At 38.2% G+C, this 25,515-nt stretch carries 25 protein-coding genes; 3 read left to right on the top strand and 22 right to left on the bottom strand.

What is annotated here, in order from left to right; all coding sequences use genetic code 11:
• Positions 1-26 precede the first annotated feature (26 nt).
• The 13 genes from AC2TFD_RS15010 to AC2TFD_RS14950 all read right to left on the bottom strand — a co-directional run bounded on the left by AC2TFD_RS15010 (position 27) and on the right by AC2TFD_RS14950 (position 10,796).
• Positions 27-833, bottom strand: coding sequence for a hypothetical protein (locus tag AC2TFD_RS15010; protein WP_484676222.1), 807 nt, complete (start codon positions 831-833; stop codon positions 27-29).
• A 351-nt stretch (positions 834-1,184) separates the two neighbouring features.
• Complete coding sequence (locus AC2TFD_RS15005) at positions 1,185-1,526, bottom strand: hypothetical protein (protein ID WP_484676221.1); 342 nt, start codon at positions 1,524-1,526, stop codon at positions 1,185-1,187.
• Positions 1,527-1,569: 43 nt separating this feature from the next.
• Positions 1,570-2,022, bottom strand: a complete 453-nt coding sequence (locus AC2TFD_RS15000) for a hypothetical protein (protein ID WP_484676220.1) — start codon at positions 2,020-2,022, stop codon at positions 1,570-1,572.
• 531 nt (positions 2,023-2,553) lie between these two features.
• The gene (locus AC2TFD_RS14995; RefSeq protein WP_484676219.1) at positions 2,554-3,006 is read right to left on the bottom strand and encodes a RidA family protein; all 453 of its coding nucleotides are present in this window, start codon (positions 3,004-3,006) and stop codon (positions 2,554-2,556) included.
• A 78-nt stretch (positions 3,007-3,084) separates the two neighbouring features.
• A complete protein-coding gene (locus AC2TFD_RS14990; protein ID WP_484676218.1) occupies positions 3,085-3,930 on the bottom strand; it encodes a phosphoenolpyruvate hydrolase family protein in 846 nt (281 codons plus the stop codon).
• Positions 3,905-5,164, bottom strand: coding sequence for a Tm-1-like ATP-binding domain-containing protein (locus AC2TFD_RS14985; protein WP_484676217.1), 1,260 nt, complete (start codon positions 5,162-5,164; stop codon positions 3,905-3,907). Before AC2TFD_RS14985 ends, AC2TFD_RS14990 begins: the two co-directional genes overlap by 26 nt.
• Positions 5,157-6,071, bottom strand: a complete 915-nt coding sequence (locus tag AC2TFD_RS14980) for a sugar phosphate isomerase/epimerase family protein (protein WP_484676216.1) — start codon at positions 6,069-6,071, stop codon at positions 5,157-5,159. Before AC2TFD_RS14980 ends, AC2TFD_RS14985 begins: the two co-directional genes overlap by 8 nt.
• On the bottom strand, positions 6,068-7,177 hold the full coding sequence (locus AC2TFD_RS14975) for a Gfo/Idh/MocA family protein (protein WP_484676215.1): 1,110 nt from the start codon (positions 7,175-7,177) through the stop codon (positions 6,068-6,070). The genes AC2TFD_RS14980 and AC2TFD_RS14975 overlap by 4 nt, the downstream gene beginning before the upstream one ends.
• Before the next feature lie 13 nt (positions 7,178-7,190).
• Positions 7,191-7,547: a cupin domain-containing protein gene (locus AC2TFD_RS14970; protein WP_484676214.1), complete on the bottom strand. Its 357-nt coding sequence runs from the start codon at positions 7,545-7,547 to the stop codon at positions 7,191-7,193.
• Positions 7,548-7,573: 26 nt separating this feature from the next.
• Entirely contained in the window at positions 7,574-8,413 is an 840-nt protein-coding gene (locus AC2TFD_RS14965; RefSeq protein ID WP_484676213.1) for a carbohydrate ABC transporter permease, read from the bottom strand.
• Positions 8,414-9,358, bottom strand: coding sequence for a carbohydrate ABC transporter permease (locus tag AC2TFD_RS14960; protein WP_484676212.1), 945 nt, complete (start codon positions 9,356-9,358; stop codon positions 8,414-8,416).
• Between the two features lie 84 nt (positions 9,359-9,442).
• Entirely contained in the window at positions 9,443-10,468 is a 1,026-nt protein-coding gene (locus AC2TFD_RS14955; protein WP_484676211.1) for an ABC transporter substrate-binding protein, read from the bottom strand.
• Complete coding sequence (locus AC2TFD_RS14950) at positions 10,431-10,796, bottom strand: extracellular solute-binding protein (protein ID WP_484676210.1); 366 nt, start codon at positions 10,794-10,796, stop codon at positions 10,431-10,433. The genes AC2TFD_RS14955 and AC2TFD_RS14950 overlap by 38 nt, the downstream gene beginning before the upstream one ends.
• A gap of 104 nt (positions 10,797-10,900) precedes the next feature.
• Between AC2TFD_RS14950 and AC2TFD_RS14945 the strand changes: the two genes are divergently transcribed.
• Complete coding sequence (locus AC2TFD_RS14945; protein WP_484676209.1) at positions 10,901-12,727, top strand: sensor histidine kinase; 1,827 nt, start codon at positions 10,901-10,903, stop codon at positions 12,725-12,727.
• On the top strand, positions 12,699-13,442 hold the full coding sequence (locus AC2TFD_RS14940; protein WP_484676208.1) for a response regulator transcription factor: 744 nt from the start codon (positions 12,699-12,701) through the stop codon (positions 13,440-13,442). The genes AC2TFD_RS14945 and AC2TFD_RS14940 overlap by 29 nt, the downstream gene beginning before the upstream one ends.
• Before the next feature lie 308 nt (positions 13,443-13,750).
• Here AC2TFD_RS14940 and fdhD read toward each other — a convergent pair whose 3' ends face one another.
• From fdhD to AC2TFD_RS14910, 6 genes are all read right to left on the bottom strand, one after another.
• Positions 13,751-14,569, bottom strand: coding sequence for a formate dehydrogenase accessory sulfurtransferase FdhD (gene fdhD, locus AC2TFD_RS14935; RefSeq protein ID WP_484676207.1), 819 nt, complete (start codon positions 14,567-14,569; stop codon positions 13,751-13,753).
• A gap of 26 nt (positions 14,570-14,595) precedes the next feature.
• The gene (locus AC2TFD_RS14930) at positions 14,596-16,953 is read right to left on the bottom strand and encodes an FdhF/YdeP family oxidoreductase (protein WP_484676206.1); all 2,358 of its coding nucleotides are present in this window, start codon (positions 16,951-16,953) and stop codon (positions 14,596-14,598) included.
• A 135-nt stretch (positions 16,954-17,088) separates the two neighbouring features.
• Entirely contained in the window at positions 17,089-17,451 is a 363-nt protein-coding gene (locus tag AC2TFD_RS14925; RefSeq protein WP_484676205.1) for a Na-translocating system protein MpsC family protein, read from the bottom strand.
• Positions 17,452-17,961: 510 nt separating this feature from the next.
• The gene (locus AC2TFD_RS14920; RefSeq protein ID WP_484676204.1) at positions 17,962-18,501 is read right to left on the bottom strand and encodes a CBO0543 family protein; all 540 of its coding nucleotides are present in this window, start codon (positions 18,499-18,501) and stop codon (positions 17,962-17,964) included.
• A gap of 146 nt (positions 18,502-18,647) precedes the next feature.
• Positions 18,648-19,154, bottom strand: coding sequence for a CBO0543 family protein (locus AC2TFD_RS14915; protein WP_484676203.1), 507 nt, complete (start codon positions 19,152-19,154; stop codon positions 18,648-18,650).
• 266 nt (positions 19,155-19,420) lie between these two features.
• Complete coding sequence (locus tag AC2TFD_RS14910) at positions 19,421-20,110, bottom strand: class D sortase (RefSeq protein WP_484676202.1); 690 nt, start codon at positions 20,108-20,110, stop codon at positions 19,421-19,423.
• Positions 20,111-20,269: 159 nt separating this feature from the next.
• Between AC2TFD_RS14910 and AC2TFD_RS14905 the strand changes: the two genes are divergently transcribed.
• Entirely contained in the window at positions 20,270-20,710 is a 441-nt protein-coding gene (locus AC2TFD_RS14905) for an LPXTG cell wall anchor domain-containing protein (protein WP_484676201.1), read from the top strand.
• A 107-nt stretch (positions 20,711-20,817) separates the two neighbouring features.
• On the opposite strand, the gene AC2TFD_RS14900 is transcribed toward AC2TFD_RS14905, so the two are convergent.
• From AC2TFD_RS14900 to AC2TFD_RS14890, 3 genes are read right to left on the bottom strand one after another with little or no spacing between them, the layout of a single operon-like run.
• Positions 20,818-21,423 (bottom strand): hypothetical protein, encoded by a 606-nt coding sequence (locus tag AC2TFD_RS14900; protein WP_484676200.1) that lies wholly within the window; start codon positions 21,421-21,423, stop codon positions 20,818-20,820.
• A 10-nt stretch (positions 21,424-21,433) separates the two neighbouring features.
• Positions 21,434-21,871, bottom strand: coding sequence for a hypothetical protein (locus tag AC2TFD_RS14895; protein WP_484676199.1), 438 nt, complete (start codon positions 21,869-21,871; stop codon positions 21,434-21,436).
• A complete protein-coding gene (locus AC2TFD_RS14890) occupies positions 21,864-25,478 on the bottom strand; it encodes an AAA family ATPase (RefSeq protein ID WP_484676198.1) in 3,615 nt (1,204 codons plus the stop codon). Before AC2TFD_RS14890 ends, AC2TFD_RS14895 begins: the two co-directional genes overlap by 8 nt.
• Between the last annotated feature and the right edge of the window lie 37 nt (positions 25,479-25,515).

The raw sequence follows: 25,515 nt of genomic DNA, 5'->3' as shown, positions 1-25,515 counted from the left end.
TGAAATTATTTTCTATAGTTTAATTCTTAAATTTTTTCACATTCCTCTAATATACTTTCGGTCTGCTCAATTAATGAGATCATTTCATTCCAGGAATTTTGTGTATTAAGATCTTGCGAATGGGCTAGATTGTTGCGTAAGATTTCTAATTTTTTAAAGAAATCCTTCCCTTTACTTTTTGATTCAATACCCAACAGTTCTCTTAAATGTTGCTCATTTAATACGATGTCCCTCTTGTCACAAAGCTGCAAACAATCACTTAATTGAATCGCTTCATTTCGAGCTTTTCTTTGTAAAAATAAATCCTCTGCCAGGTCAATCCTTTTATCACTTAAGTGTTTTTTCCAGGTATCATCATGAAAATAACCACTAATGATTCGATACAAATGCATTTCTACTAAAGAGATCACACCAAATAAAAGCATGCGAATCGGTGGCTTCTGGAGATCGGCAAGCGTTACTACTTTGGTAATCCGGTTTCCTTCTATTATAAAAAGTCTTTCAGTATTTTTAAAAATAAATAGTGTTTGAAGCAGCGGTGTGGAATCAGAGACGAGCTCTGACGGACTAAATTGGCGAAAATAATCCTTACACGTTCCCTCACCCAAGTCATCTCGTAAGACATAACCGATGACCATACCATTCTCTTCAACCCCAATGACATCATAGTCTTTTAAAACCATCTGCTCTCTAATCTGTTGTGCATGATCACTCACATTGCAGGTAGCCAAAACCTCTGAGATACTGTTAACAGTAATATTCTTTTCAAATAATGAGCGAAGACTTTGATAATTACTGACGTTATCACGCTGCTGTACTGGGAAGACTTCCATGATGAACCCCCTTTAACTGCTTACATTGCTGGTACAAATTTTGTTACATCTATTCTACCACTTTGTATTGAGATTTCTAATCTGTTTAGAACCTTTAATACTATTAATTCTTTTTTAATCAAATAAGTATTAAATAAAATTAAAATAGTCCTGGCGTGGTGGTAACATGTCCGATTCAGTAATAAAGGATTCCAATTATGGAATCCTCACGCTTATTAAGAAAATAATCCTACTTTTTTCCAAACTTAAACATGTATTATTTCTGTTCAAGTTTATTTACTTTTCTCTTTACATCAGCCATTTCCTTGAATAAAAGCTCAATATCAGAGTTAACATCCGATGCTATTGCTTTCATATCTTTTCGAATATCGTGAAATTTTCTGTTATCAGAGTAGTTGTGTGCTTTATTAATTCTTTTATTTCATATTGTCCGGTTGACAATAGGTCCTGACCCTTTTCTACATTTTCAATTTGAGTAGATAATTGTTTCTGACCTGTAATTAGTTCCAATTGCCCTTTTTCTAAATTTTCCGTTCGACCTATTAATTCCATCTGCCCTTTTTCCAGATTTTCTGTACGATTCAATAATTGATTTTGGCCCTTTTCCATTCTTTCTGTACGAGTCAATAACTCTTTCTGGCCATTATTTAAATTTCCTAGTTCTAAAAGAATAATATTTAGTTTTTCTTCCATAATCGAACCTCCGTTTTTCGGTTAAAGATTATTTGTTTTTCCTTTAGTAATCATTATACCTATCATCATCCCAATCTTCTGACCATCTATCGCCATTTCTTATTAAATTTTTTTCATTGATTTTATTCAGCAGCTCTTGCCGTTCACTATCTTTTAACCATTCGATTTCCATCAACATTCTTTCCGAAACTGACAGTCTTCCAGACATATACGCTGTCGTTTGTATCATTAATTCTTTTACTTCATTTTGCCCCATAGAAAAAAACTCTTTTATTTTTTCTAAATTTTCTATCCGAACATTTAATTGTTGCTGCCCTCGCATTACCTCTTCATGAACTTTATTGGTATTTCTTGTAGTGTTTGCCATTAATCTTTTCTGCCCTTTTTCTAAAACTTCTATCCGACCTGTTAAATCCTTCTGCGCTATCACTAATTCTTGTTGAACTTTATCTATTTGTTGTAATTCAGAAAGAATACTATTTAGTGTTTCCTCCATTGAAAGACCTCCATTTAATGTTTATAAAATGTATAAAAAATAACCTTATTTAGACGGAATTAAATATTTTACCTTTATGATTAGAGAGAGAAATTGAAAATTTAAAATAGGAAGGAAAATCTTTTTGAGATAAAAGTGTTGAAGAAGTTGGAAGATAGTAACGGATAAAATGTGGAAATACAATAATCTATTATGCCTGCCCCAAATCCATTTTCGATAAGAATAAAATATGAGATTTCTAACTCATCTTTGGTCACCCCCTTAGAATATTCCTGATGTTACCTAGACTTAATTACTAGCCATTTTAAATCTATCATTAATTTATTAAACAATATTAGAAGAAAATGACAATATATTGAATTTTAGATTTATATTGGCTTGATTAAGATGGGATTTTTATCCGTCATATATAGCAGACAGCAAAAAACAGAAATAAAAAATCATTCCCTGTTTTACTCCAGAGGAATGATTTTTTATCTTTCTATCTCCCTTTAATCCCATCAAGGCGTACCGGAATAAAATAGTTAAAAATTAATCACTAATTACAGCCTCAACATCAATTTCCATTAACATCTCAGGCAACGCCAGTCCGTTTACAATCAAACCGGTACTGCAAGGATAAACATCTTTAAAATGCTTGGCGATTACTGGATAGACCTTACTGCGGTCTTCACGATTAAGGAGATACACGGTGATTTTACAAATATCTTTGACCGTACCGCCAGCTTCTCCTATTAATTGTTTTACACATGTACAAGCATTTTCGGCCTGCTTTTCTACATCGCCGTCCCCGTGAAAGTTACCATCTAAATCAAATCCAGTTTGCCCTCTTAGGAAGATCCGATTTCCTGCTCGAACAGACATACAAAATTCATTTGCAATGTGATGTTCTGGTTTTCCAAAGCCTTTTGGATAAAATTGATCCGTTTTAAATTTCCGGAATCTCTGAATCTCAACTTTTTTTGTTTCACCATGTACGGTCATTTCGATATTTCCTCCCTAAAATATGAATCTATGAGATAGGAACATTCTCCCTTGTGAAAAATGAACCTATCCTGCTATTTAGTGATTTATCACCTTGTTCATCTTGACAGATTTAAACTGATTTACCTGGTTCGAGATGGCAACTTCAGTCGGTAATCGCTCCATACTTGAAGCTCCAAAAAATCCGACGACACCTTTTGTTCTGCTAAGGACGTATTCTGCATCCTCAGGCTCAGATATCGGTCCTCCATGACAAATGACTAAAATATCAGGATTTACCGACTTCCCGGCATCATGAATCCTTTGTACTAAATCAACTGATTCATCTAATGTTAAAGCTGTTTGAGCCCCTATTTTTCCTTTGGTTGTTAGGCCAACATGTGCAACGAGTACATCTGCACCCGCTTTGGCCATTTTAATAGCATCTTCCTCATTAAAAACATAAGGTGTCGTGAATAGGTCGAGCTCGTGGGCTTTACGAATCATTTCAACCTCTAAATCGTACCCCATACCCGTTTCTTCCAAGTTTTGGCGAAATTGCCCATCAATTAAACCTACAGTCGGAAAGTTTTGAACGCCTGAAAATCCACTTTCTTTTAATTGCTTTAGGAATACATCCATTATTCTAAATGGATCGGTTCCACAAACCCCTGCAAGGACTGGAGTATCCTTAACGATTGGCAGCACTTCACTGCCCATTTCAACAACAATTTGGTTCGCATCCCCATAAGGCATTAAGCCTGCTAATGAACCACGCCCCGCCATGCGGTATCGGCCAGAATTGTAAATAATGATAAGGTCAGCGTTACCGTCCTCCGCACTCTTTGCAGAAATCCCAGTTCCTGCTCCTGCTCCAACGAGAATCCTATTTTCCACTAACTGTTTTCTTAATCTTCTGTTAATTTCTTGTCTGCTGATTGCCATAATTTATACCCCCTACTGATTTTTCCATCATGAGTAATAATTGATCCGCAATGAAATCTGCCACTGCTTCATCATTAATGTCTTGTTCCATTTCGACGAAAGGAATATCACTTCGAAGATTCTCTTTGATAGCGTTATATAATGCTATTCTTTCAGCTTTACCATCAAACGCCTGGCCTTCCCGATCTAAAAGAGAAACCCCGCCTTTAGGAAAAACTAGAATTGTTGGTGAATGGCTTTGGTTCAGCTTTTCTGCAATCATACGACCCAGCAGATGATTTTCTTCTACGGTGGTTCTCATCAGGGTGGTCGTTGGGTTGTGCTGATAAAATTGACGTTCAGCAAATCGAGCAGGAATGGTTTCAGGCTGACCGAAGTTGACCATATCCAACGCTCCAACAGATACTACCTGTGGAATTCCAGCTTTCCCAGTTGCTTCCAGTCTATTGGGACCTGCACTAAAGATCCCCCCTACTAATTCATCCGCTAACTCCGTTGTGGTTACATCGGCAACTCCCTTAATAAAGCCTGCTTTAACTAGTTCCTCCATTCCCATGCCGCCTGAACCGGTAGCGTGAAATACAAGAACATCGTATCCGTTCTCTTCAAGCTTCTCTCGAACTCTCGTAACACAAGGAGTTGTAACTCCAAACATAGTTGCACCAATCATCGGCTTATCATCATTAGCTTCTGGTTCTTTAGCACTTCCTTTCACCATTCCAGCCAATGCATAAGCAGCATTTGCCAAGATCCGTTTTGATAATTTATTTAAGCCTGCAATATCCACAACCGAATACATCATCGTAACATCTTTTTCTCCTACGTATGGACGGGTATTACCAGAAGCGACCGTCGAGACCAGTAATTTCGGTACACCCACAGGTATAGCCTTCATCGCTGAAGCGCCAACCGTGGTACCTGCTGTACCACCCATTCCGAAGATACCGCCAATGATACCTTCACGGTCAAGCTCCTCTACCACTACTTGAATCCCCTTGGTAATAGCAGCAATCGCCTTCCCTCGGTCCTGCTCCGAACGAAGCTCAGCTAAACTCATTCCTCCAGCTTTTGATACTTTATCACTTGAAATGTCAGGGATAAACAGTGGAGCCCCGATAACACCAGTATCGATCATAATGGTTTCAATTCCTAATGATTCAAGTATGTCCTTGACATACTTAAACTCTGCGCCCTTTGTATCCAATGAACCAACGAGGACTGCTTTTTTATTCATTGCTCTTCACCTCTATCAGAGTGGATTCAAAATACAGCTTACTCCTTCGGACGACTTCCGCTTCTCCCACTTTATCCTTGTCTTCAAGGGAAGAATAATGTGTATCAATCGTCATCACGGCTTTTGGATCATGTTTAGCTATGGCTTGGAGTATACCGCTGTGATCATAATCATCTTCTCCAGCGATAGCAAAGCCTTTAAAATCACCATGTGGATTTTCTAGAGTAATAGAATTTGGCTTACGGTATGCCCCTTTTAAGTGTGTTTGCAAAAGAGATCCTTTTACATATTCATAGGATTCCAGCGATGGATACTCACCAGCCCACCAGCTATTAATAATGTCCCAGTTTATTTTTAGACTGGGATGATCTGCAAAAGTGACAAGTTTACCTAATTCTCTTGGTCCTTTTGTAAGGGTAGGCGGTTCATTTTCAACTAACAGGATTTTCCCTCTGCTTTTAGCGTGTTCAGCATGACCACGCATAATGTTTGCATTGTACTCATACTCTGCCTCTTTTTCCGCTTCCGGCCATTGATCAAAACCTTCTGGACGATGCAGAGAGTATACCCGTACATGTTGCACCCCAAAGATATCAGCTAAATCAAAGAGACGTTCTAAAACAACCGACATTTTCTGATGATGTGCAGGATCATGGCTATCGTATTTAGGCGGCCCAGAAAACGTACAGGAATTAACTGCCCATGAACTCACACTATTAACCTCTAAACCATAGTTATCTAAATGTTTTTTTATTTCTTTTGCCTTTTCCAAGGAAATGGTGTCGATAGAATCACCGTTTAATTTAGAACGTAAATCAATGATTGAAAAACCCAATTCTACTGCCGTTTGCAGCGATGTTTCAAAATCCTCACATCCAAGCATATCCGTAAATACACTAAACCTCATTTACAGCTCACCTCTTTTTTCGTGTTCTCAATGGTGATCCACTTTCCTGACCTTTGTTTAAAGGCGTCAAAGATTTTCGTAAAATGTAAGGCATCCCGTAAGGTAGATTTTTCTATCTTTTTACCTTCTAAGACGGCATTCGCAAAATAATTAACACTTTGCACCATTCCTTGTAAGAAAAGGTTTTTATTATATAATTGGCCAAGTGAGAATTCTGGCTCCCACAGAACAGGTCCATCTGTTGGGTCATCCCCTATGTAGACAGGAGTTTTACCATATTCCCCGCTGCCTTTTGATCCTTTGTAATAAACCAAACGCATACCATTATCAATGACGATATTTTGATGATTACCGATAATTTCAAATCGTTCATATGGTCCGGTTGGTGCCTGAGTTGAGGACAACTGCAAATTCCCTATACCTCCTGAAGTAAATTGCAGTAAGGCTTGAACATTTCCGCTCGGTTGATGTTCAATAAAGCACATCTCTTTTACTTCACCCATCAAATAATGAATGCCAGACATGGGATGACAAATATCTTGGAACAATCGTAATCCCGTCCTGGTTTGGATGGATTCTTGAAAGGGTGACAAAGTTAATGGGTAGCGGCCATTGATGGAAACCGGATCTCCAAAAACTGGACGATCAATAATTTGTTTTGCCTTTTCAAAGGTAGGGTAGAAATATCTCTTGTTCGACACAAGAACAAACTGATTCGTACGTTCTTCTACCTCAAGCATTCTTTCCACTTCATCTGCGGTGTAGGCAGCTGGCTTTTCCATCCAAACGGGCAGCCCTGCCTCTAATAGATCTGGAACGATTTTCGGATAAAGTGGTCTGTTTTCTTTGTCAAAGTTTAAAACGACAAACACTGCATCCAATTGTTCATTTCTAATCATTTCCTTGTAATCGGTGTAAACTTTGTCAGCTGCAAATCGTTTACGGTATATTTCGGCCCGGTCAATATTGAGGTCACAGACCGCTACAAGATCAACGGGTGCGTAATCAAAGGTTGGATATACATTACGAAAGGCATGGGCTCCACATCCAATGAACCCGGCTCTAATCTTACGGTCATATTCAAAGTTAAATTTAATTGATTGCATAACAGGTTCCTCCCTACTCTCCAATGGTTTGACGATCTGGTGCTGAATAAGCTATTATCATGCGGCAGGGTTCCCAGCTGGTAACGGTTGCATTATGCGGGACATTTCTTGGAATTCGGAGCAACATTCCTGGTTTCAAATGATGAACTTCATCTCCAAGCGTATGATCGCACTCACCAGATAAAACAAAGATGACTTCCTCACAATTTGGATGAATATGTCTTGTATTGGAATCACCAGCATTGATATAGACCATTCCAAATGTCATTTCACTCTCAGGATCAATATCCTGACCGCATAGCCACTGAATTGCTCCCCATTCCATTGGTAAAATGTGTTTTTCTTTATTTAAATCCGTAATTGTAGCCATTTTTATCTCTCCCTTTTCGTTTTTTGTTATTTATTTGAACCATCGGACATGCCATCAACAAACTGACGCTGAAAAATAAGATAAATAATAATACTTGGTACCATACTAATGACTGTTCCCGCGAAAATCAGGCCATAATTTGAGCCATTACTTCCTTGGAATGAAAGCAATCCTAACGGAATCGTATAATTATCTTGAGAAATTAATAGAACCAATGGTAATAAGAAGTCATTCCAGATATTCATAAAAGTGAAAACCATGAGCGCAACAATCCCTGGTTTTGCTAGAGGAAGCATAATTCGAAAGTATGTTTTCCATTCCCCTGCACCGTCTACCTGAGCAGATTCCCTTAGCTCTTTAGGTACATCCCTGAACGTATTTCGCATTAAAAATACGGAAAACGGAAGTGCCAAACCGACTGATACAAGGGTTACACCTGTCAACGTATCAATCAGACCAAAGGACTTCAACTGAAAGAAAATAGGGATGATTACAACCTGAACCGGCAAGGATAAGCCCAATAAAAAAACATAGAATACTAGATTGTGTCCAGGAAACTTTAATTGACCAAATACATAACCTGCAGGACATGCGACCAAAAAGATGATGATCATTCCACTGATGGTTATAATGGCACTGTTTAAAAAGTATTGTTTAAAATTCCCCAAATTCCACGCCTCAATGAAATTATTGAAATTCCAAGATGAAGGAAGCGAAAATGGGTGGTTTGCAATATCAAATGCAGATTTAAAACTTCCTAGAATCACCCAAAAAATAGGCGTAACAACGATTAGAAGCAAAATAGATAAGATCAGCCATAATCCAATTTGCGATTTTCCTCCAAGTCGCCTTAGTACTTGCATCATCTATTCCCGCCTTTCCCGCAAATAATTGAAGAGAAGCGTTAGTGTAAGGATAATAATACCTAGTACCACACCTCCTGCAGCAGCATAACTCACTTTGTTCATACTAAAAGCCGATTTATACACATACGTAGAAACGACTTCACTCTTATAAAATGGCCCGCCTTGTGTCATAACCCAGATGAGCGCAAATCCTTTAAAAGAATTTATAATGACCATACTAATGACGACATTCATCGTATTTCGCAAACTTGGGATGGTAATTTTAAAAAACTTTTGAATCGGTCCAGCACCATCTATGTCGGCCGCTTCATATAAGGATTTATCGATATTTTGCAATCCTGCCAGAAACAAAATCATATAGAATCCATAGAATGCCCATGTACTTGCAATAACAAGTGCAGGCAGCACAGTGAATTCATCACCAAGCCAATTTAATGCCAAGGAATCCAAGCCGACTTTTTTTAAGATTAAATTGATAGGCCCCATCATCGGGTCATAAATTTTTGCCCATAAAACCCCAACTACAGCTAAAGAAATGACGGCAGGAAGATAGAAAGCCGCTCGAAAGAACAATTTCCCTTTCTTCACTTTCGTAATCAACACAGCAAGTATGAGCGTTGGAATGACCTTTAACACCAAACTAATAACGACCCAGATAAAATTATGAAGAAGCGATAATTTGAAGACGGAGTCTTTTAATAGATTGGCATAATGCTCCAACCCAACAAAATTCATGGTTGGTGATGACCCATCCCAATCGAATACGCTCAGACGTATGGCATCTACCATTGGTAAGAGCATAAATAAAAGATATAAAAGGAGTGAAGGTAATAAAAAGGAAAGAACGATGATTATATGTTTGGTTTTCCTTTTCCACCTTTCAAATTGGACACTACTATTCACAGCTGGTAAACGTTGAACTGATGTTGGACTCTCTGAGCTCATAACTTCCCCCCTCTTTAATCTAGTTAAGATAAGAGATTAGGAATATACTTTTTACAAGAACACCATTCCTAATCTCCTGTTTATCTACCTTTTAAGCTCAAAGCCTGCTTCAATATCTTTTTGTCTGCCAATTTCCATTGCTTTCATTGCGTCTTCTGGACTAACAAGTCCTCCAATGAGGCCAGTTAAATTTTGATAGTATGCTTCTTTTTCTTCACTGCCTATGAAAACACTAGGATTGAACCCTGATCCGGATTTAAGTCTTGTGACCGTGTCTGATAATAACGGATTGACTACTTCTACATCCAAAGAAGCGGTTGAGGTTAAGATTAAGTTATAGGACTTATCACCATATAAAATGTTTGAATAGTCTTCAGAGAGAGTGTAATCTAGCCATTTTTCAGCATTTTTGCTGTTAGCTGCTTCGGTTGGTACTACCCAAGAATAGCCAAGTCCCCCTGTTGGGTTCGTTTTTCCACCAGCTTGGAAGGATGGAATTGGGAATAAGCCAAATTGATCTACTAAATCCTTTTCGACGATATCAGAAATAGAGCTAGTTGTTGTAACCATCATGCCAAACTGATTATTTAAGAATGCAAACTTTAGGTCTGTATTGTTCAAGGACATCGATTCTTTTCCGATATACTCCTTCTTGGCCCAATCTGTTAACATTTCTGCTGCTTCAACAAATTCAGGATCACTCCACTTCTTTTCATTGTATAAAAGTGCTTCTACATCATCCTGACTTGAAACCGCTTGCATTACATTCGAAAAAAGTGTTCCCAGCCAAACCGGTGTACGAACAGCTGTATTCAAAGGGGTAACGCCATTATCCTTCAGGGTTTTCATGGCAGCAACAAATTCTTCACCTGTCTTCGGTACATCAATTCCATATTTATTAAAAATGTCTTTATTGTAATAGGCTTGAATGGCATCAAATGTATAAGGTAACTCATAGATCTTGTCGTTTAATTGCGCCAATTCATATGCAAATGGCTGTAGTTTGTCTTTCCAATTGTTTTGGGTATATAAGTCCTCTAGCGGTTTAATTAAACCTACATCAGATAAAATTCTAACTCGTCCGGGACCTGGGTACATTAAGGATGACATCTGGAGGTGTTACACCCGATTGAAGCAATGTCGTTAACTTACCAGATTCCGTGTTAACATCCCCATTTGTAAGCGTAACTTTAATTCCTGGATTCAGCTCTTCAAATTTCTTTACAAGGTTTTCCCATTGTTGTTTTTCCAACTGATTATAATAGTTGGGGATATACAAATTTATTTCACTTTCATCTGACTCTGTTTTTTCTGATTGCTTACTATCTGTACTAGCAGTCTCTTTACTTCCTGAACTAGTTGGAGAAGAACATCCAGCAATCATAAGTACTGCAAAAATTAGAAAAACTAGTAATAACTTCACTTTGCGTTTAACCACTTTTCTCATCTCCTTAAATTTAATGGTTGACTAACTTACTTAAATTTTAGATAATTTATAATATTTAAACAATGGTACAAATCATGGGAAAAGGGGGACATTTAATGGATTTGAATCTTAGGGAAAAATCAAAGGTACCATTTGTTCACTCTATAATGTTTAAATTACTTATTTCATTTCTTCTAATATCCATCATTCCAATACTCCTTGTGGCAATTCTGGCATTTCAACATGCCTCTAAATTTCTAGTGAAAGAATTGAATGCGGATACATCTACCGTATTGGAACAAAACTCAAAGTATCTCTCATCCTTTTTCAATGACTTAAACCGTATGGGTGAACTTACCTTCCTTAGTTCATCAGTTTCTAATTTCTTGAAGATTAATACTCAAGATGACTACCTCCATTCCTTTTTACCACTCGACCAGACCTTTAAGAGTATTGATTCCATTCGACCCGAAAATATTGGGATGACTCTGGTTAGTGATAAAGGCTATGTCTACCATTATGGCTATTCCATCAATAAGCAGGATCTAAAATTCCATACATTTGATTGGATGCCAGATTTAACTACCCTATCAAAACATCCGCAGCTAACTCAAGTACATACTCGTTCATATAGTAACACCAATAAAAATGAAAAAGTTTTTTCTTACGTCCAACGTGTATATAGCAAAAACTTAAAAGAAAAAGGTGTTCTCATCATTGATTTTAAGAGTGAATTATTAGATCAGCTGTTTAACATTCATTTCTTTACCAATACGGATTCCAGCAAAACAGATTCAGGAATTATGGTCTCCTCACCAAGTGGACAATTAATGTATTCACTCAATAAGAATCTCTTTTCTCCAAAAGATCTTCAAGGAATTAAAGATAATTCGGTTATAACCGGTCAAAACGGGCTTGAGTACAGAATGGTAACAGTCATTAACCATGATACGGGCTGGAACCTGACTGGATACTTCCAAGAAGACAAGTTATATGATCCGATTCATCTCCTAGGAAAATATATTTTTTGGGCGATTGCCCTTAGTTTTATCTTTTGTCTATCCTTTTCTATTTTTATATCACAGCGAATTTCGAACCCGATTCGGTCCCTGCAGCGCCTGATGGACAGAGTAGGAAATGGGGATTTTTCCTCTTTTTTCACACTTAAACGGCGTGATGAACTCGGTCAATTGGGGTATCGATTTAATCAAATGATAGAAAAGATCAATGAATTGATTGATCTCGTCTACGAAGAGCAAGGGAAAAAACGGAAGGCGGAGGTAACTGCCCTGCAATTACAAATTAACCCACATTTTCTATACAATACACTAGAATCAATTAATAGTTTAGCCCGAAAAAATAAACAACTTGAAATTAGTAAAATGATTGTTCTGCTCGGTAAATTAATGCGTTTATCGATTAGTACATTTGATGAAATGATACCAATCTGGCGAGAAGTAGAATATGTACGATACTATATTGAACTTCATCAATTCCGATTAAATAAAAAGATAGAATACAAGATTGAAATTGATGAGGAAGTTCAGAGTTTAACCACTGTAAAATGGATCCTGCAGCCTGTGGTGGAAAATGCCATCCTTCATGGTTTAGACCCGGTTTCCAATCAAGAAGACGTGAGCCATAAATTAGAGATTAAAGGCTGGCTTGAAGCGAATACGGTCTTTCTTCAAGTCAAAGATAATGGAATTGGGATTCCTTCCCCGACTTTACATGAGATTCGGAAAAATTTAGAGGAAAACTCAGAAGAAATGGTTAAATTCAAACAAAAAATTGGCTTATTTAATGTCCAATCACGGATACGCATGCATTATGGGAAGGAGTATGGTATGACGATTGAAAGCCCATCAGAAACTGGTACTACCGTAACTCTTAAACTGCCAAGGAGGTTGAGTGATGATAGCAACGAAATTATTAATTGTTGATGATGAATGGAGAATCTCAGACAGCCTTAGTTCAATGGATGAATGGGCCGAGAGAAACATAGAGGTTATTGGTACAGCGAAAAACGGGTTAGAAGCATTAGAATGGGTGGAAAAGACGGTCGTTGATTTAGTGATAACGGATATTCGCATGCCCGATATGGATGGATTGGAACTATTGCAAAGGCTCTTTGAAAAAAATCCCGAAATCAACGTAATCATCATTAGTGGATATGAAGAGTTCTCCTATGCTCGAACAGCTTTACGCTACCAGGCAAAAGGGTATATAACAAAACCAATTGATTATGACGAATTATTTGCCATTATTGATGATTTGTTGGATGTTACGGATACAAGTCAAGAACAGATAACAGAAGTGGAAGATGCCCCTAAAACTTATCACGAACTGATTGTAAATAGAGCGATTACCTACATACAAAATAACCTTGACAAACCAATTTCATTACAAGAAACAGCCAACGCGGTTCACCTCACCCCGCATTATTTTGGTCAAGTTTTTAAAACCGTAGTGGGAATGACCTTTGTTAATTACCTTACACAAACTAGGATGGAAAAAGCCTGTGCGTTGTTAAGAAATCCCGAACTCAAACATTACGAAATATGTGAAAGAATCGGTTATGCCGATACCAAATATTTTGCAAAAGTATTTGCTAAGACCTATGGAATGTCACCACGAGAATATCGGCAAACCATCTGATGAACGTGTTAAAATAAACGGTACCAAGGATACTTCGCCTTCCTGTGTCCGAAATTGACTTGACTTCGGACACGCTCTTGCTTTTTTGAGTCTTCCTTGTCTGAAGTTGGCTCAACTTCGGACACGCTCCTGCTATTTTGCCTCTTCTTTGTCTGAAGAAAAGGAAAATGACGTGTACCAAATCACACGTCATTTGTTTATGTCATTTAATAACAAAGCACCCGAAAACGGAACCCTTTAAAGATACTGGCACCGTTTTACTATTTGGAAATTCCCCATTATTCGTATTTATGTCATACAGTATTAACTCATAGCACCGAAGTGGAACGATCAGTTGTAACACCATGAATCCGTTCCTGATGAGTGTATACATTAAATCCGTTCCCCCGAATAAAACCAACTGTCGTAATTCCAAGTTCCTCCGCTAAATCTAAAGCTAGATTGGTAGGAGCCGATTTAGAAAGGATAATTCCGACTCCAATCTTTGCAGCTTTTAACAAAACTTCGGAAGAAATTCGACCACTGAAGGCAATTATTTTATCCTTTAGTGGAATTCGATTCATCATACAATAACCAAAAAGCTTATCTAAAGCGTTATGGCGGCCGATATCCGTTCTTGACACTACAATTCCTTCACGTGTACATAATGCAGCATTATGCACACCGCCTGTTTGCTGGAAATGAGCGGAGCTTTCCTGCATCTTCTTCATTAGCACATGGCATTGTTCCGGTGTAATTGTCAGTTTCGTCATCACTGTCTTTGCGGTTTTCATATCATTATGAAAGTAAAATTGCCGGCCCTTTCCGCAGCAAGAGCCAATAAATCGCTTGGAGTGAAAGTCCTTTTGAATACATTGTTTATTTACCAGTTCAACATATGCGAATCCCTTATCTTCATCAATGTGGAGAGATTTGATGTCTTGATAACAGCGAATAACACCTTCGGAAGCTAGGAAACCAACCACTAATTCATTCCGTTCAGAAGGAGTGCAAACCATGGTGGCAAACTCCTCACCATCTAACATAATTGTTAACGCCGTTTCAACCGCAATGTCATCTTCTGCCTCGAAAAAGCTTTGTCCATTATACCTGACAATGTTTTGAGAAGTTGTAATCTCTTTTAACAAGGTTATCCCCCCTTCCTTTTTTTCTATTAACTAACTTCAGTTTCTAAATCTTCAATTGGTTTTTCAAGATATTGCGTGTCTTTGCGGGCGTGATAGCGCTCGGCTTTTTCAACATTGACGGTAATATTGTAATCTGGGATTCCAGCAAACTTCTCGTACCTGCCCCGCGGCAGCAGGAAGTTACCTTCTGGGAAGTGGACTTCTAAATTTCCCGGGGCAATATCAACAAACTTCGCTCTACCTTGGAAGACACCAAATCCATTGTAGACGACAATTCCCTCACCCTCAGCGATACTTAATTTTTGACCATCAACACAACTCATTAACACATCATAGCGTCCCGCACCGTTTAAGGGGTCAACCTCCTGATAAACCATTGAATTAAACTGTTTGCCCCGACGGGAGGTAATAATAAATTGTTCTGGCTTTTTATTTAAATCTGGAATTTCAACAGGAATCATCGTTGCTCTGCCATCTGGTGTAGGACAAATGCCATCTTCACATAACCAAGCACCGCCCCATTGAAATACGTCACCTTGCTTTTTTAAATATTGAATACCATCATAATCCGGGTTTGCTTTGGCAATCTCCTCTCGAATCGCAAAACCATCAGAAAATTCTACCAAGTGGGCTGTCTCTGGTTTTACACGCTTTGCCAGGTCCAAATAGATCTTCCATTCAGCACGTGCTTCTTCCAATCTATTTTTATTACCGGAAATTTCAGGTGAGAAGTACACCATCCGCTCCGTCGAGGTACTCGTCCCTCCATCCTCCTGCTCATAACGGGTTTTTGCCGGCAGTACAATTACCGCTTCCTTGGCATCGACTAGAGTAGAAGTATTTAGAATAATATCTTGGTGTACACGAATATCAAGCTCTGATAAGGCATGCTCAATGAAATCAGGGTCCGGCATTGTCTCTAAGAAGTTGCCGCCAGATAAATAATATAGCTTCACTTTCCGTTCATGGTCTTCAGGCAGCACAATGTTTTCTAATGTCACACCAACGATATCCCCCTGCCATTTTGGAAGCTCAAATCCCCACAGTTTTTCGATTCTTTCTACATTCATTGCATCCCAGCCGCCGCCAGGCAGCACGAATGGATCTGCGCCCATTTCACCGCTTCCCTGTACACTGGAATGTCCTCGAAATGGCATAAGGCCAGCATGTTTACGACCTAAGTGGCCGCGAAGCAGTGCTAAATTTGCCACTTGAGAGATATTGTCTGTTGCAAAAGAGTGCATAGTCAGTCCAAGTGCCCATGCATAGACAGCGTTTTTACTGTTTGCTAACAGCTCTGCTAATTCCATAATCCGTTCTTTTGGGACACCAGAAGATTCGATAATTTCGTCCCAGCTTTGCAACTCGACCTTGTTCTTTAATTCTTCATATCCATTTACATGTTCGATAACAAAATGATGATTGATTGCAGATCCATATGCATTTTCTTCCATCGTAAACCAATGCTTCATAATTCCATGCATAAATGCAATGTCCCCGCCAATATTAACCTGGTAGAAATCATCGGCAATCTTCGTTCCAAATAATGCAGACTCAGGGTTAGAGGGAATCCAATATTGATCCATTGCCGGTTCACGGTATGGGTTTACAACAATAATTTTGGTTCCTTTCTTCTTCGCTTCCAGCATGTATTTTGAAGATACAGGTGAAGAGTTTGAAGCAACACTTCCCCAAAACAATAAAACATCCGTTCCAATCCAATCCAAATAATTCGATGTCGAAGCTCCAACACCAATCGAGCGCTTTAAAGCCGTCTTACTTGGAGCATGGCAAATACGGGAAGCGTTATCGATATGATTGGTTCCTAGAAAACGGGCTACCTTTGCGGCGACATAATAGCTTTCATTGGTAATGCCGCGGGCCGTTAAATAGAATGCATATTGCTTGGGATTCAATTTTTTCATCTTGTCTGCGATGACATCCATCGCATCGTCCCACGTAATCCGAGAAAATTTTCGTTCGCCTTTACGGCGAATCATAGGATAGGGAATACGGCCGAGCTTACGCAGCTCACTGCTGTCATATTTTCTTAATTCCTCGATATCGGCATGAAGTATATCTGGTTGAATGGCAGGCATGGTGTTTAGCCGTAGTACATTCAAACGTGTTGTACAAACATGCGGTCCTTCCAATGTTTGATCATATAAGCCTGATACTCCAAGTGCACAGCCGTCACAAACACCTTTGGTAAGAATATTCGCTGCATAGCCTAAATTATCTCGATTATCCCACGCAATTTTCATCGTATCCCGAATATGTTTTGGCTTTATTTTTCCTAATCCAAAAGGAATCGTACTTACCCAATGTTCAGGAGCAGGCATTTTTGATTTTTTTTGTGGACCTGGATGTAGTGTCTTTCCCATATCTAGTTCCTCCTTTAATATTTAAATTTGGGTATAAAAAAACCACCAAGGAGCCCCTATAATGCTAGGGGTAATTCCGAGGTGGTTAGTCTTTAACAGGTTCGCTGTCAAGTGCCAACAATATGTAGCTGACTATTACAATTCATTAAATTTTTTTTCAATATCCTGATCAAAGACGAAAATCGACATCCCTCTATCCTCTTCAATATCAATATCAACAAATAAATGAAGGAAATTTGCACCTAACAGTTCTTCCAGTTCAGTAGGATGGTTTTCCTTATAAATCTCTTTAACCATTTCTGTTCGAGCAGCACGGAGCATTTGTTTTCCATCATCTTTCGTTGCAATAAATTTTTCAATCGGTGATAAATTTCCGTCTAATTCACAAATCGCCCAGCACTTACAAAATGTGGTCCTCACCTGACTAGGTCCTTTTCCCATATGTCGTTTTCGATAAGCGCGAACAATATTACTAAATTCTGCTTCATATTTATTCACTTTAATCCATCCCATTTCCCATACTTATATTCTATATTCACTATGTTAACATTGTTAATGTAACATGAGTATACAATATTATTTGATAGATACGAACTTGCTTAATTTCAATTGGTTTTTCTGTTCATCACAACAATCTTCTCCAAAAATAAAACCATCATAAAGATTCATTTCATTGAATCCAAGATAACAGAATTCAATCGAATCCTTACAACGGTTTGCCTTCAACAAGGACGCTGTTAAGTACCAACAGTTATAAACATGTATACAACAAAATGTCATTCCACTCTCTAACCGATAAACAGGTTCGCTGTTTCGTATTAATAGAGTCTTATAATTTCGAATTTACTATTTATCTAAATCTTCATATAATTCACTTAACATAATAACACGGGAGAGATTTCAATTCAATAGATAATTATTTTCTTTATTTAAAGGAAATAGATGAACGCTCTATCTACCGCTGGTAATGAGTTGTCCAGTATGGAATTAATAAGATTAGAATTTTTTTTAAAAATTTATTCTTTGAACTAACCATTTTACAAATACAGCCTTTGCAACATATAGTGGAAGTGAATAAATGTATTTCCAGTTATCTAGTTTATAAATATTAAGCCAAACAGACAAAGGCTCGAATATAAAAGTAAAAATAGCTGCCATAACTAAATTAACAATTATAAATGGTTTCCACTTTGGAAAAAATTGATAAACTGTCATATGAGCAACGGTAAGCATACCATAATCAACTGCGGCTAATCGTGGTATTACCTGTAATAATTTATAAGGATATGACCAAAGTTGAGCATTAACACCTATATCGTCCAATAGCCCAACCAAAAGCATTAATATACTCCCAAAAAGCACAATATCCTTTAATCTATTTTTATCAACATACCTCCACCATAAAATCCAAGGAAGAATAAATATGATTAAAAGTAACCACCATTGAAATGTAAACAAATCGTGGTGAAGCCAATATTCGTTTTTCATTTCAGTTAATTTAGATTCAATACTTCGTATTTCATCATAACTTGGATAGGTTGCTTTCAACTTTGTCACTCCCTCGTATGCAGATTGTTATAATTTACAATAATAACCTACGCCTTCTATTATCGCGTTTATCACCTTGCTCTCAAAATTAAAGACAATAACAACAAGGAGTAGAATATGCATTAATATATTTCTCAATCGGAATATTACTTCATATCGCTTATTCTTACATCAAAGATACTTAATAAAGATACAATTATGATTATAGATAAGAACCAAGCAAGTAGAGGGTTTTTTTGATGAATTGGCAAAATAAAGAAAATGATTGCTGTGAAGATAATGGACCAACCAAAATTCCAATTATGATGATAAGTAATAAATCCCAGCCTATTGTTTATGTATTCAATCACTATATATATTCCCCACCATAACAAAAACCAAAAAAACCGTTTTAACCAACTATTAGGAAACCTACCTAAGTATATTAATACTGTTGCAGTATAAGAAAACACCATTGCTACAAGAGTTATCATTGTATGATTAGGCAAAATTAAATCATGGAAAATCCACATCGATTTTTTATAAAGTAAAAAATTATATAATAAGTCTCCTATTATCAAGAAAAGAATGGTGGGATAATACTGTTTCCAATTTCTCCAATCCCCCCATTTTAACGCTGTAATCAAATAAAAAGCATTAATAAAAATATACATTAGACCATTCCCTCGAAATGTTTCCTTTATCCTATCCATTCGGTAGAATTATTATCATTAATTACTCCGATGTATATACTTCAATTTATTTCTTTCTTCAACAAAACACCCTTCGTATTATAGGTTAGCTAGAATGCTAAATATTACAGAATAAAGAGCTTGCTGTAAAAAACATACTATCACCAACGATTGTCGAGATTTTTGTAAGGGAGAAATAGCGATCCCATTCGCTCCATTGACTCTTCGAGAATTTTTCCTTCTTGAATTTAAGGTAGCAGGTTCTCCAACGATCCACTTCCCGAAGTGCGGATTTCGAATTTATTTTGCTTATACTGCAAATCTGCTTGGATGATGTATCTTTTTGGTGCATTTCCTACGTAATAAAAAGGATAACAGGTTGTAAGGGTTAGAGTTGGGGTGTGTTTTTCTACAATGACTGTCTGGTCCTCTGCGTCAGTAATCCATATTTTTGATATTTTATATGTATAAATGGAGTCTGCATATTCAAGCTTAAGAGTATCGCTTTCCTTTAGCTCTTTTAATCGGTAAAATACGGTATCACGATGACCACTTAGTACAGTATGCCCACCTCCGTCAGGGGCAGTCGTGAATGGACTTACATACATCCCCACTCCCCATTTTAAGGTTTCTTTATCCGCTCCCCAAAAGACAGAAAACTTTTGTTCTATTTTCGGGATCAGTAAAAAAGCGACCTTCTCACCCTGCTTATGTTGAACCTCAGAGCTTGGTTTTTGTTTTTGAATTTCATGTTTTGGAATAACGCTTGAAGCCTCTTGTTTTACTACTAGTTCTTCTTCCTTTTTATATTGATGTATTTCTTTATTTGTCAGATCCTGTGCAGCAGAACGACCCATTTGCCACTCTAATAAGTGGCTGCCTCCCACCAAAGTACCAACAAAAACAAAACAAATCCCTAATACCCTGATCAATTCCATCCCTCCAACTTCTTTACAATCTTATTATCTCGTCTCTACTTTTGAATATTCTTCCATCGATGATCAATAGGGAAAATTTAGCTTATTTGAATAAAGAAGGATGTAATGGAAGAAAGTATAGGTTGTAGATGGAGTATCAATTACCGAGGAGGATTACAAATGAAAAAAGTTTTACTCTCATTTTTATTAACTAGTTTTGCATTTGTATTTGGATTACAAAGTGTCAGTGCTGCAGGTGTAAATTGTGATGATTTTGATACTTGGACACAAGCACAAACGTATTTCGAAGAGAGCGGTGGGAGTCCGACGAACGATATAGAAGGCTTAGACCGAGATGGAGACGGATTAGCTTGCGAGACTCTTCCTGGTGCACCAGATAAAACGACTTGGTCATTTGACACCGATCGATTAATACCTGGAACTACTGGTAATGCTGGAACCGGCGGTAATGCTGGAAATACAGGTAATGCTGGAACTGGCGGTAATACAGGCGGTCAATTACCGAATACTGCTACAAGCAATGTAACCGGGATCATAGCTGGAGCAATGACAATTATGGCAGGTTTTTTCTTACTTTTTCGTAAAAAGAGAACAAACTAAGAACTAATACGAGATTTACTCCATCAAAAAGGACGGGTGATATCACCCGTCCTTACCTTTGCGATTGACCGAAGACCTCTGTCGGAATCAAAATCAAATCCACCATATTAGGGTCTTGGTAATACCGTATAAGTATTAGATTGTCCCACTGTTACCACATTAAAGTACGTTGTATGATTGTTTGGGAATTTGACAGCATATGAGATCCCGCCACCCAAGTCTTTTATCCCCCTGACAGTCACAGTACTCGGGACAGGTATACTGATGGCAGAAGCATTCTCTGATAAGATCAATTTTTCTTTGACTGGTACACCATCAACCAATATCGCCACTTCATCTAAATCTACTTTGTTAAAATCCCAAATTAACATTCTCGCTTCTCCACCATCAGACCCAGCATTGGTAACCTCAAAATTTCTGGCCTCAATATTTGCATTGGCTTCGTCTGAAAATAAACTTTCACCTGCTTCGGTAGTGGTACTGATACGATTTGCAACCACTTCCTCTGGTGTACCCTCATCACTATAACTTGTAGTAAAGAAGCCGCTGAGTATGGCGAGTCCGACAATGGTTAACGCTGCCCAGCCTAATGATTTGCGAAGCATAGATTGATGTGGAACTATTTCATGTTCTGTCTGATCCTGGGCATATTCAGAACCTTGCTGCGCATATTCCGGACTTGGTTGATTGGATTGCTTTTTCACTTTTTTCATTCTTTTCTCCTTACAACTTGTGAACTTTATAACTGATTGGATATTTACGATACCAATACGATAAATAAACGCGCACAATAATTAAACTAATAAAGGAAAGGAAAATCGCCACTCCTCTACTGTAAAGGAGTTTGTCCGCCCACAGATTTGCGAAGAATATAGCAAATTCGATTCCAGTCAATGTAATAAAAAACATCTGTAATAAAGGAATCAGTACCGGAAATTTACGATATAACCAGCCCAGCCTTGGGTATTTGTAGGATAGGAATAAAAGAATTCCCAGTAAACTTATCACTGATAATGTCATACCTGCTCTAGGCGAGCCGAGCTGATAGATTTCCATAAGAACGGGAAATTCCATAATGGGCCCAAATAAGATTAAGATTAAAAGAAACGGATAGCAAAGGTAAAAGGCGATTGCCCCGATGATAGCAAATAGTTTACCCAATTTGTTCACCCACTTCCGGAATATCCTGCGGTAGTATCGTTACCAATTGTTCTACACCAGGATTATGAATTTGACTAACACGCAAGGCGTGATTTCGGATGGCTAACTCACACAAGTTTCTTGCCATTCTCCCATTACCCGCATTTTCAACTTGCTTATTTTTATAAAACGTTTTAAGTAAAGCTGCTTCTGAATCGGAAGAAACTTCAAAACCCTTACCTTTAAAAATAAGGCGACTTATTTGTAACAGTTCATTTGGCGTATAATCTGGGAAATCTATGATAGTAGGAAAGCGGGATCGTAAGCCTGCATTCGAGTCCAGGAACCTCTCCATATCCTCATCATATCCAGCTAAGATCACAACAATATTTTCACGATGATCATCCATAAATTTTACGATGGTATCGATTGCCTCTTGACCAAAATCATTGCCATTCCCTAATAGCGCATACGCTTCATCAATAAATAAAACTCCACCCAATGCCTTCTCAAGTACGCTTCTCGTTTTAAGAGCGGTTTGACCAACGTACCCTGCAACGAGACCTGAACGATCTGTTTCAACTAGTTTGTCCTGTTTAATAACCCCTAACTCCTTCAAGCGTTTGGCTAAAATCCGCGCAAGCATCGTTTTACCCGTACCAGGATTCCCTTTAAACACCATATGAAGAGTTTGTGAGCCAGCCTTTGGCAGCCCTAATTCTTCCCGTTTTTTTGCAATTTCAATTTGGGCGGATAATGACCTGACGAATTCCTTGATTTTCTCCAAACCAATCACTTGTTCTAATTCCTTCAATGCTGTTTCATTCTTTTCAACAGCTGTTAACTGAAAATCCTCCAAGGTTAAGCGATTCAGTTCTTCAACAGCTAAATCAGCCTGCTCGACAATTCGAATCGATTGATTTCGAATGGCTTTTTCTACTGTATTGCGAACAAGACGTCCATTACCGCTATCATTTTTACCTGGTATTTGCTTCTTTTCATAAAAACTTATAAGTGCCGTTGTTACATCCTCCGAAACAACAAAGCCCTTGGATTTTGCGATGATATCGGTCATTTGGGCTAATTGTTCAGCACTATAATCTGGAAACGTGATTTTTAACGGGAACCGTGAGGATAGTCCAGGGTTAGACTCCAGAAACTTCTCCATTTCCTTGGTATAGCCTGCAAGGATGACAACTAGGTTTTCACGGTGATTTTCGATAAGGCGAACCAAAGTATCAATCGCTTCTTTCCCAAATCCTCCACCTGCACCCCCTTCTTCCACAAGAGAATACGCTTCGTCAATAAATAAGACGCCTCCCAATGCACTTTCCACTACCTTTGTTGTTTTTACGGCCGTTTGTCCTACATACTCTGCAACAAGGTGGGAGCGATCTACCTCTACTAGGTGCCCTCGCTTACTAACACCCATTGATTTCAGCATGGACGTAAACAAACGGGCGATCGTCGTTTTCCCTGTTCCAGGATTTCCCGAGAAAATAATATTCAAGGTTTGATCATTCTTGGTTTCGATGCCCGCTTCCTTACGACGTTTATTGGCGAGTATTTGCTTTTCTAGTGAGCGAATAAAATTCTTTACGTTATCCAAGCCGATAATATTTTTTAAAGCATCGTCTAAGTCAAACTCTTCCTTGAGACCGATTCCAAAATCACGACTTATCAGTGTGTTTAATGCTGTTTGATTTTCCTTATTACGATTCTCACTGAAACGGACAGATTGCTTGCGGATACCTTCTTCCATTAGGTTACGAACGAGCCGGCCATTGCCGCTATCATTTCTACCAGGGATTTGTTTTTTTGCAAATAATTCGATCAACCCTTCATGTGCAGCAGGATCAATCACATAATCACGCTGCTTTGCTTGGATGAGTAAAATATCCAACATCTCTTTTGGCGTATAGTCAGGGAATTCCACAATAAACGGAAATCTTGAACGAAGGCCTGGATTTGATTTTAGAAAGGTTTCCATTTCATCGGTGTATCCAGCTAGAATAACAACCAATTGATCACGATGGTCTTCCATACCTTTCACTAATGTATCAATAGCCTCTAATCCAAAGCTGTCATGTTTGTTCCGTGCAAGGGTGTAGGCCTCATCTACAAACAAAACACCACCTAGAGCACTCTGAATCTTTTCTTCCGTTTTAGGTGCGGTCGAACCAACATATTCTCCAACAATGTCCTGCCTTGCCACTTCAACGAGCTGGCCTTGTGACAGGAGGCCCATTGCTTTTAATATTCTTGAAATCAACCTTGCAACAGATGTTTTTCCTGTTCCAGGATTTCCTGTATAGACCATATGTAAGGTCATAGGTGTTATTTTCCCACCAAGATTTTCTCGTTGTTTTTGTAATCGTACCGTTTGCAGCAGTTCGTGGACAAAGGTTTTAACGGAGTCCAAACCAACTAAACTATTTAGCTCTGCTAGTATATCTTCTAGCGTTTCTTCTTTAATGATCGAAATCGTTTTAAGTAAAATTCTCTCCTTACCTGTATCGGCAATAAATCGGTCATCCTCCATTTTCACAAGGATAACTTGACTGTTAAGAACTCGTCCTCTTGCACGAGCGTCTAAAAGGACAGATAAAAAGTGGTTTTCTACCAGCTCCTGGATGGCCTCTCCATATTTTTTGGTGGCTAGAATTCTTCGGGCCAGATCAGTAAAAACATTTGGATCAAACTGGATGGTTACCTGTGCTTGTGCCTGTAATTTTGCACCCGCTTGTTGAAGCTGTGTATGTAAAATGCTGCGTAGAGAATCCAATACTAATGGTTCTGTAAATGCAAAGGATTGAATTTCCCGTAACAATCCAGGAGGTACTCGTTTGGCAATAGACAAAGGAATTTGTTGACCTGCATCCTTTTCCTTTACTTCACCATCCATATAAAGAATCAAAAAATAATCGGAAGCACTGACAACGATTCCTTCTGGTGTTCGAAAATAACCGTCTTTAAACAGCTTTGTCACATAATGAAGAACATCTGAATGGGCTTTTTCAAATCCCGTGAAACACACAGTCCCGATTCCATAGCTAAATAATGCGGAACAATCCACAATAAAGTTGGTATGGATATCCCTTTCACCATATTGGCTTAAGTCAATCGTAGAATAACTTTTATATGGAGTAAGTTTCTTCTTATAAAGTTCATTGATTAAAATGTTCAGGCTAAGGCTTTTCCCAGTTCCGGCAGGTCCACTCAGTAAAATGGTATTTTGAACACTCCCTTTATTTCTCGCTAAGAATGCCTTCTTATAGGAAACCAGCAAATCATCTATGTATCTTGCTTGTCCGAGTACATGGGTATTGAGGATAGACTTCATTTCTTGGAAGAGCTTGTCAAGTTCTTCATTGGAGGTGTTCAAGGTAAGATTCTTAATCCCAAGTCTAGCATCCCGGGCTACTTCCTTCATTGCACCACCACTTTGAGGAATACTTGGATGATTGGTGCTTGGAATGGTTGAGCTAGGTGGAACAGATCCTCCCGCTACACTCGTTTGTGTACGCAACACATTTCTTTGTTTCTTCCCTCTAAACCCCTCTTTTTGGATAAAATCAATTAACTGAACCTCAGGTAACACAATCCTTAACCATTTTTGAAAGCTCATCTATTTCCACCCTTTTGATTTCATACTATATAATGGC

Source organism: Neobacillus sp. plas4 (genome assembly GCF_057221695.1).
The sequence above is the reverse complement of the archived record's forward strand: the minus strand, read 5'-3'. Positions and strand labels throughout refer to the sequence as shown.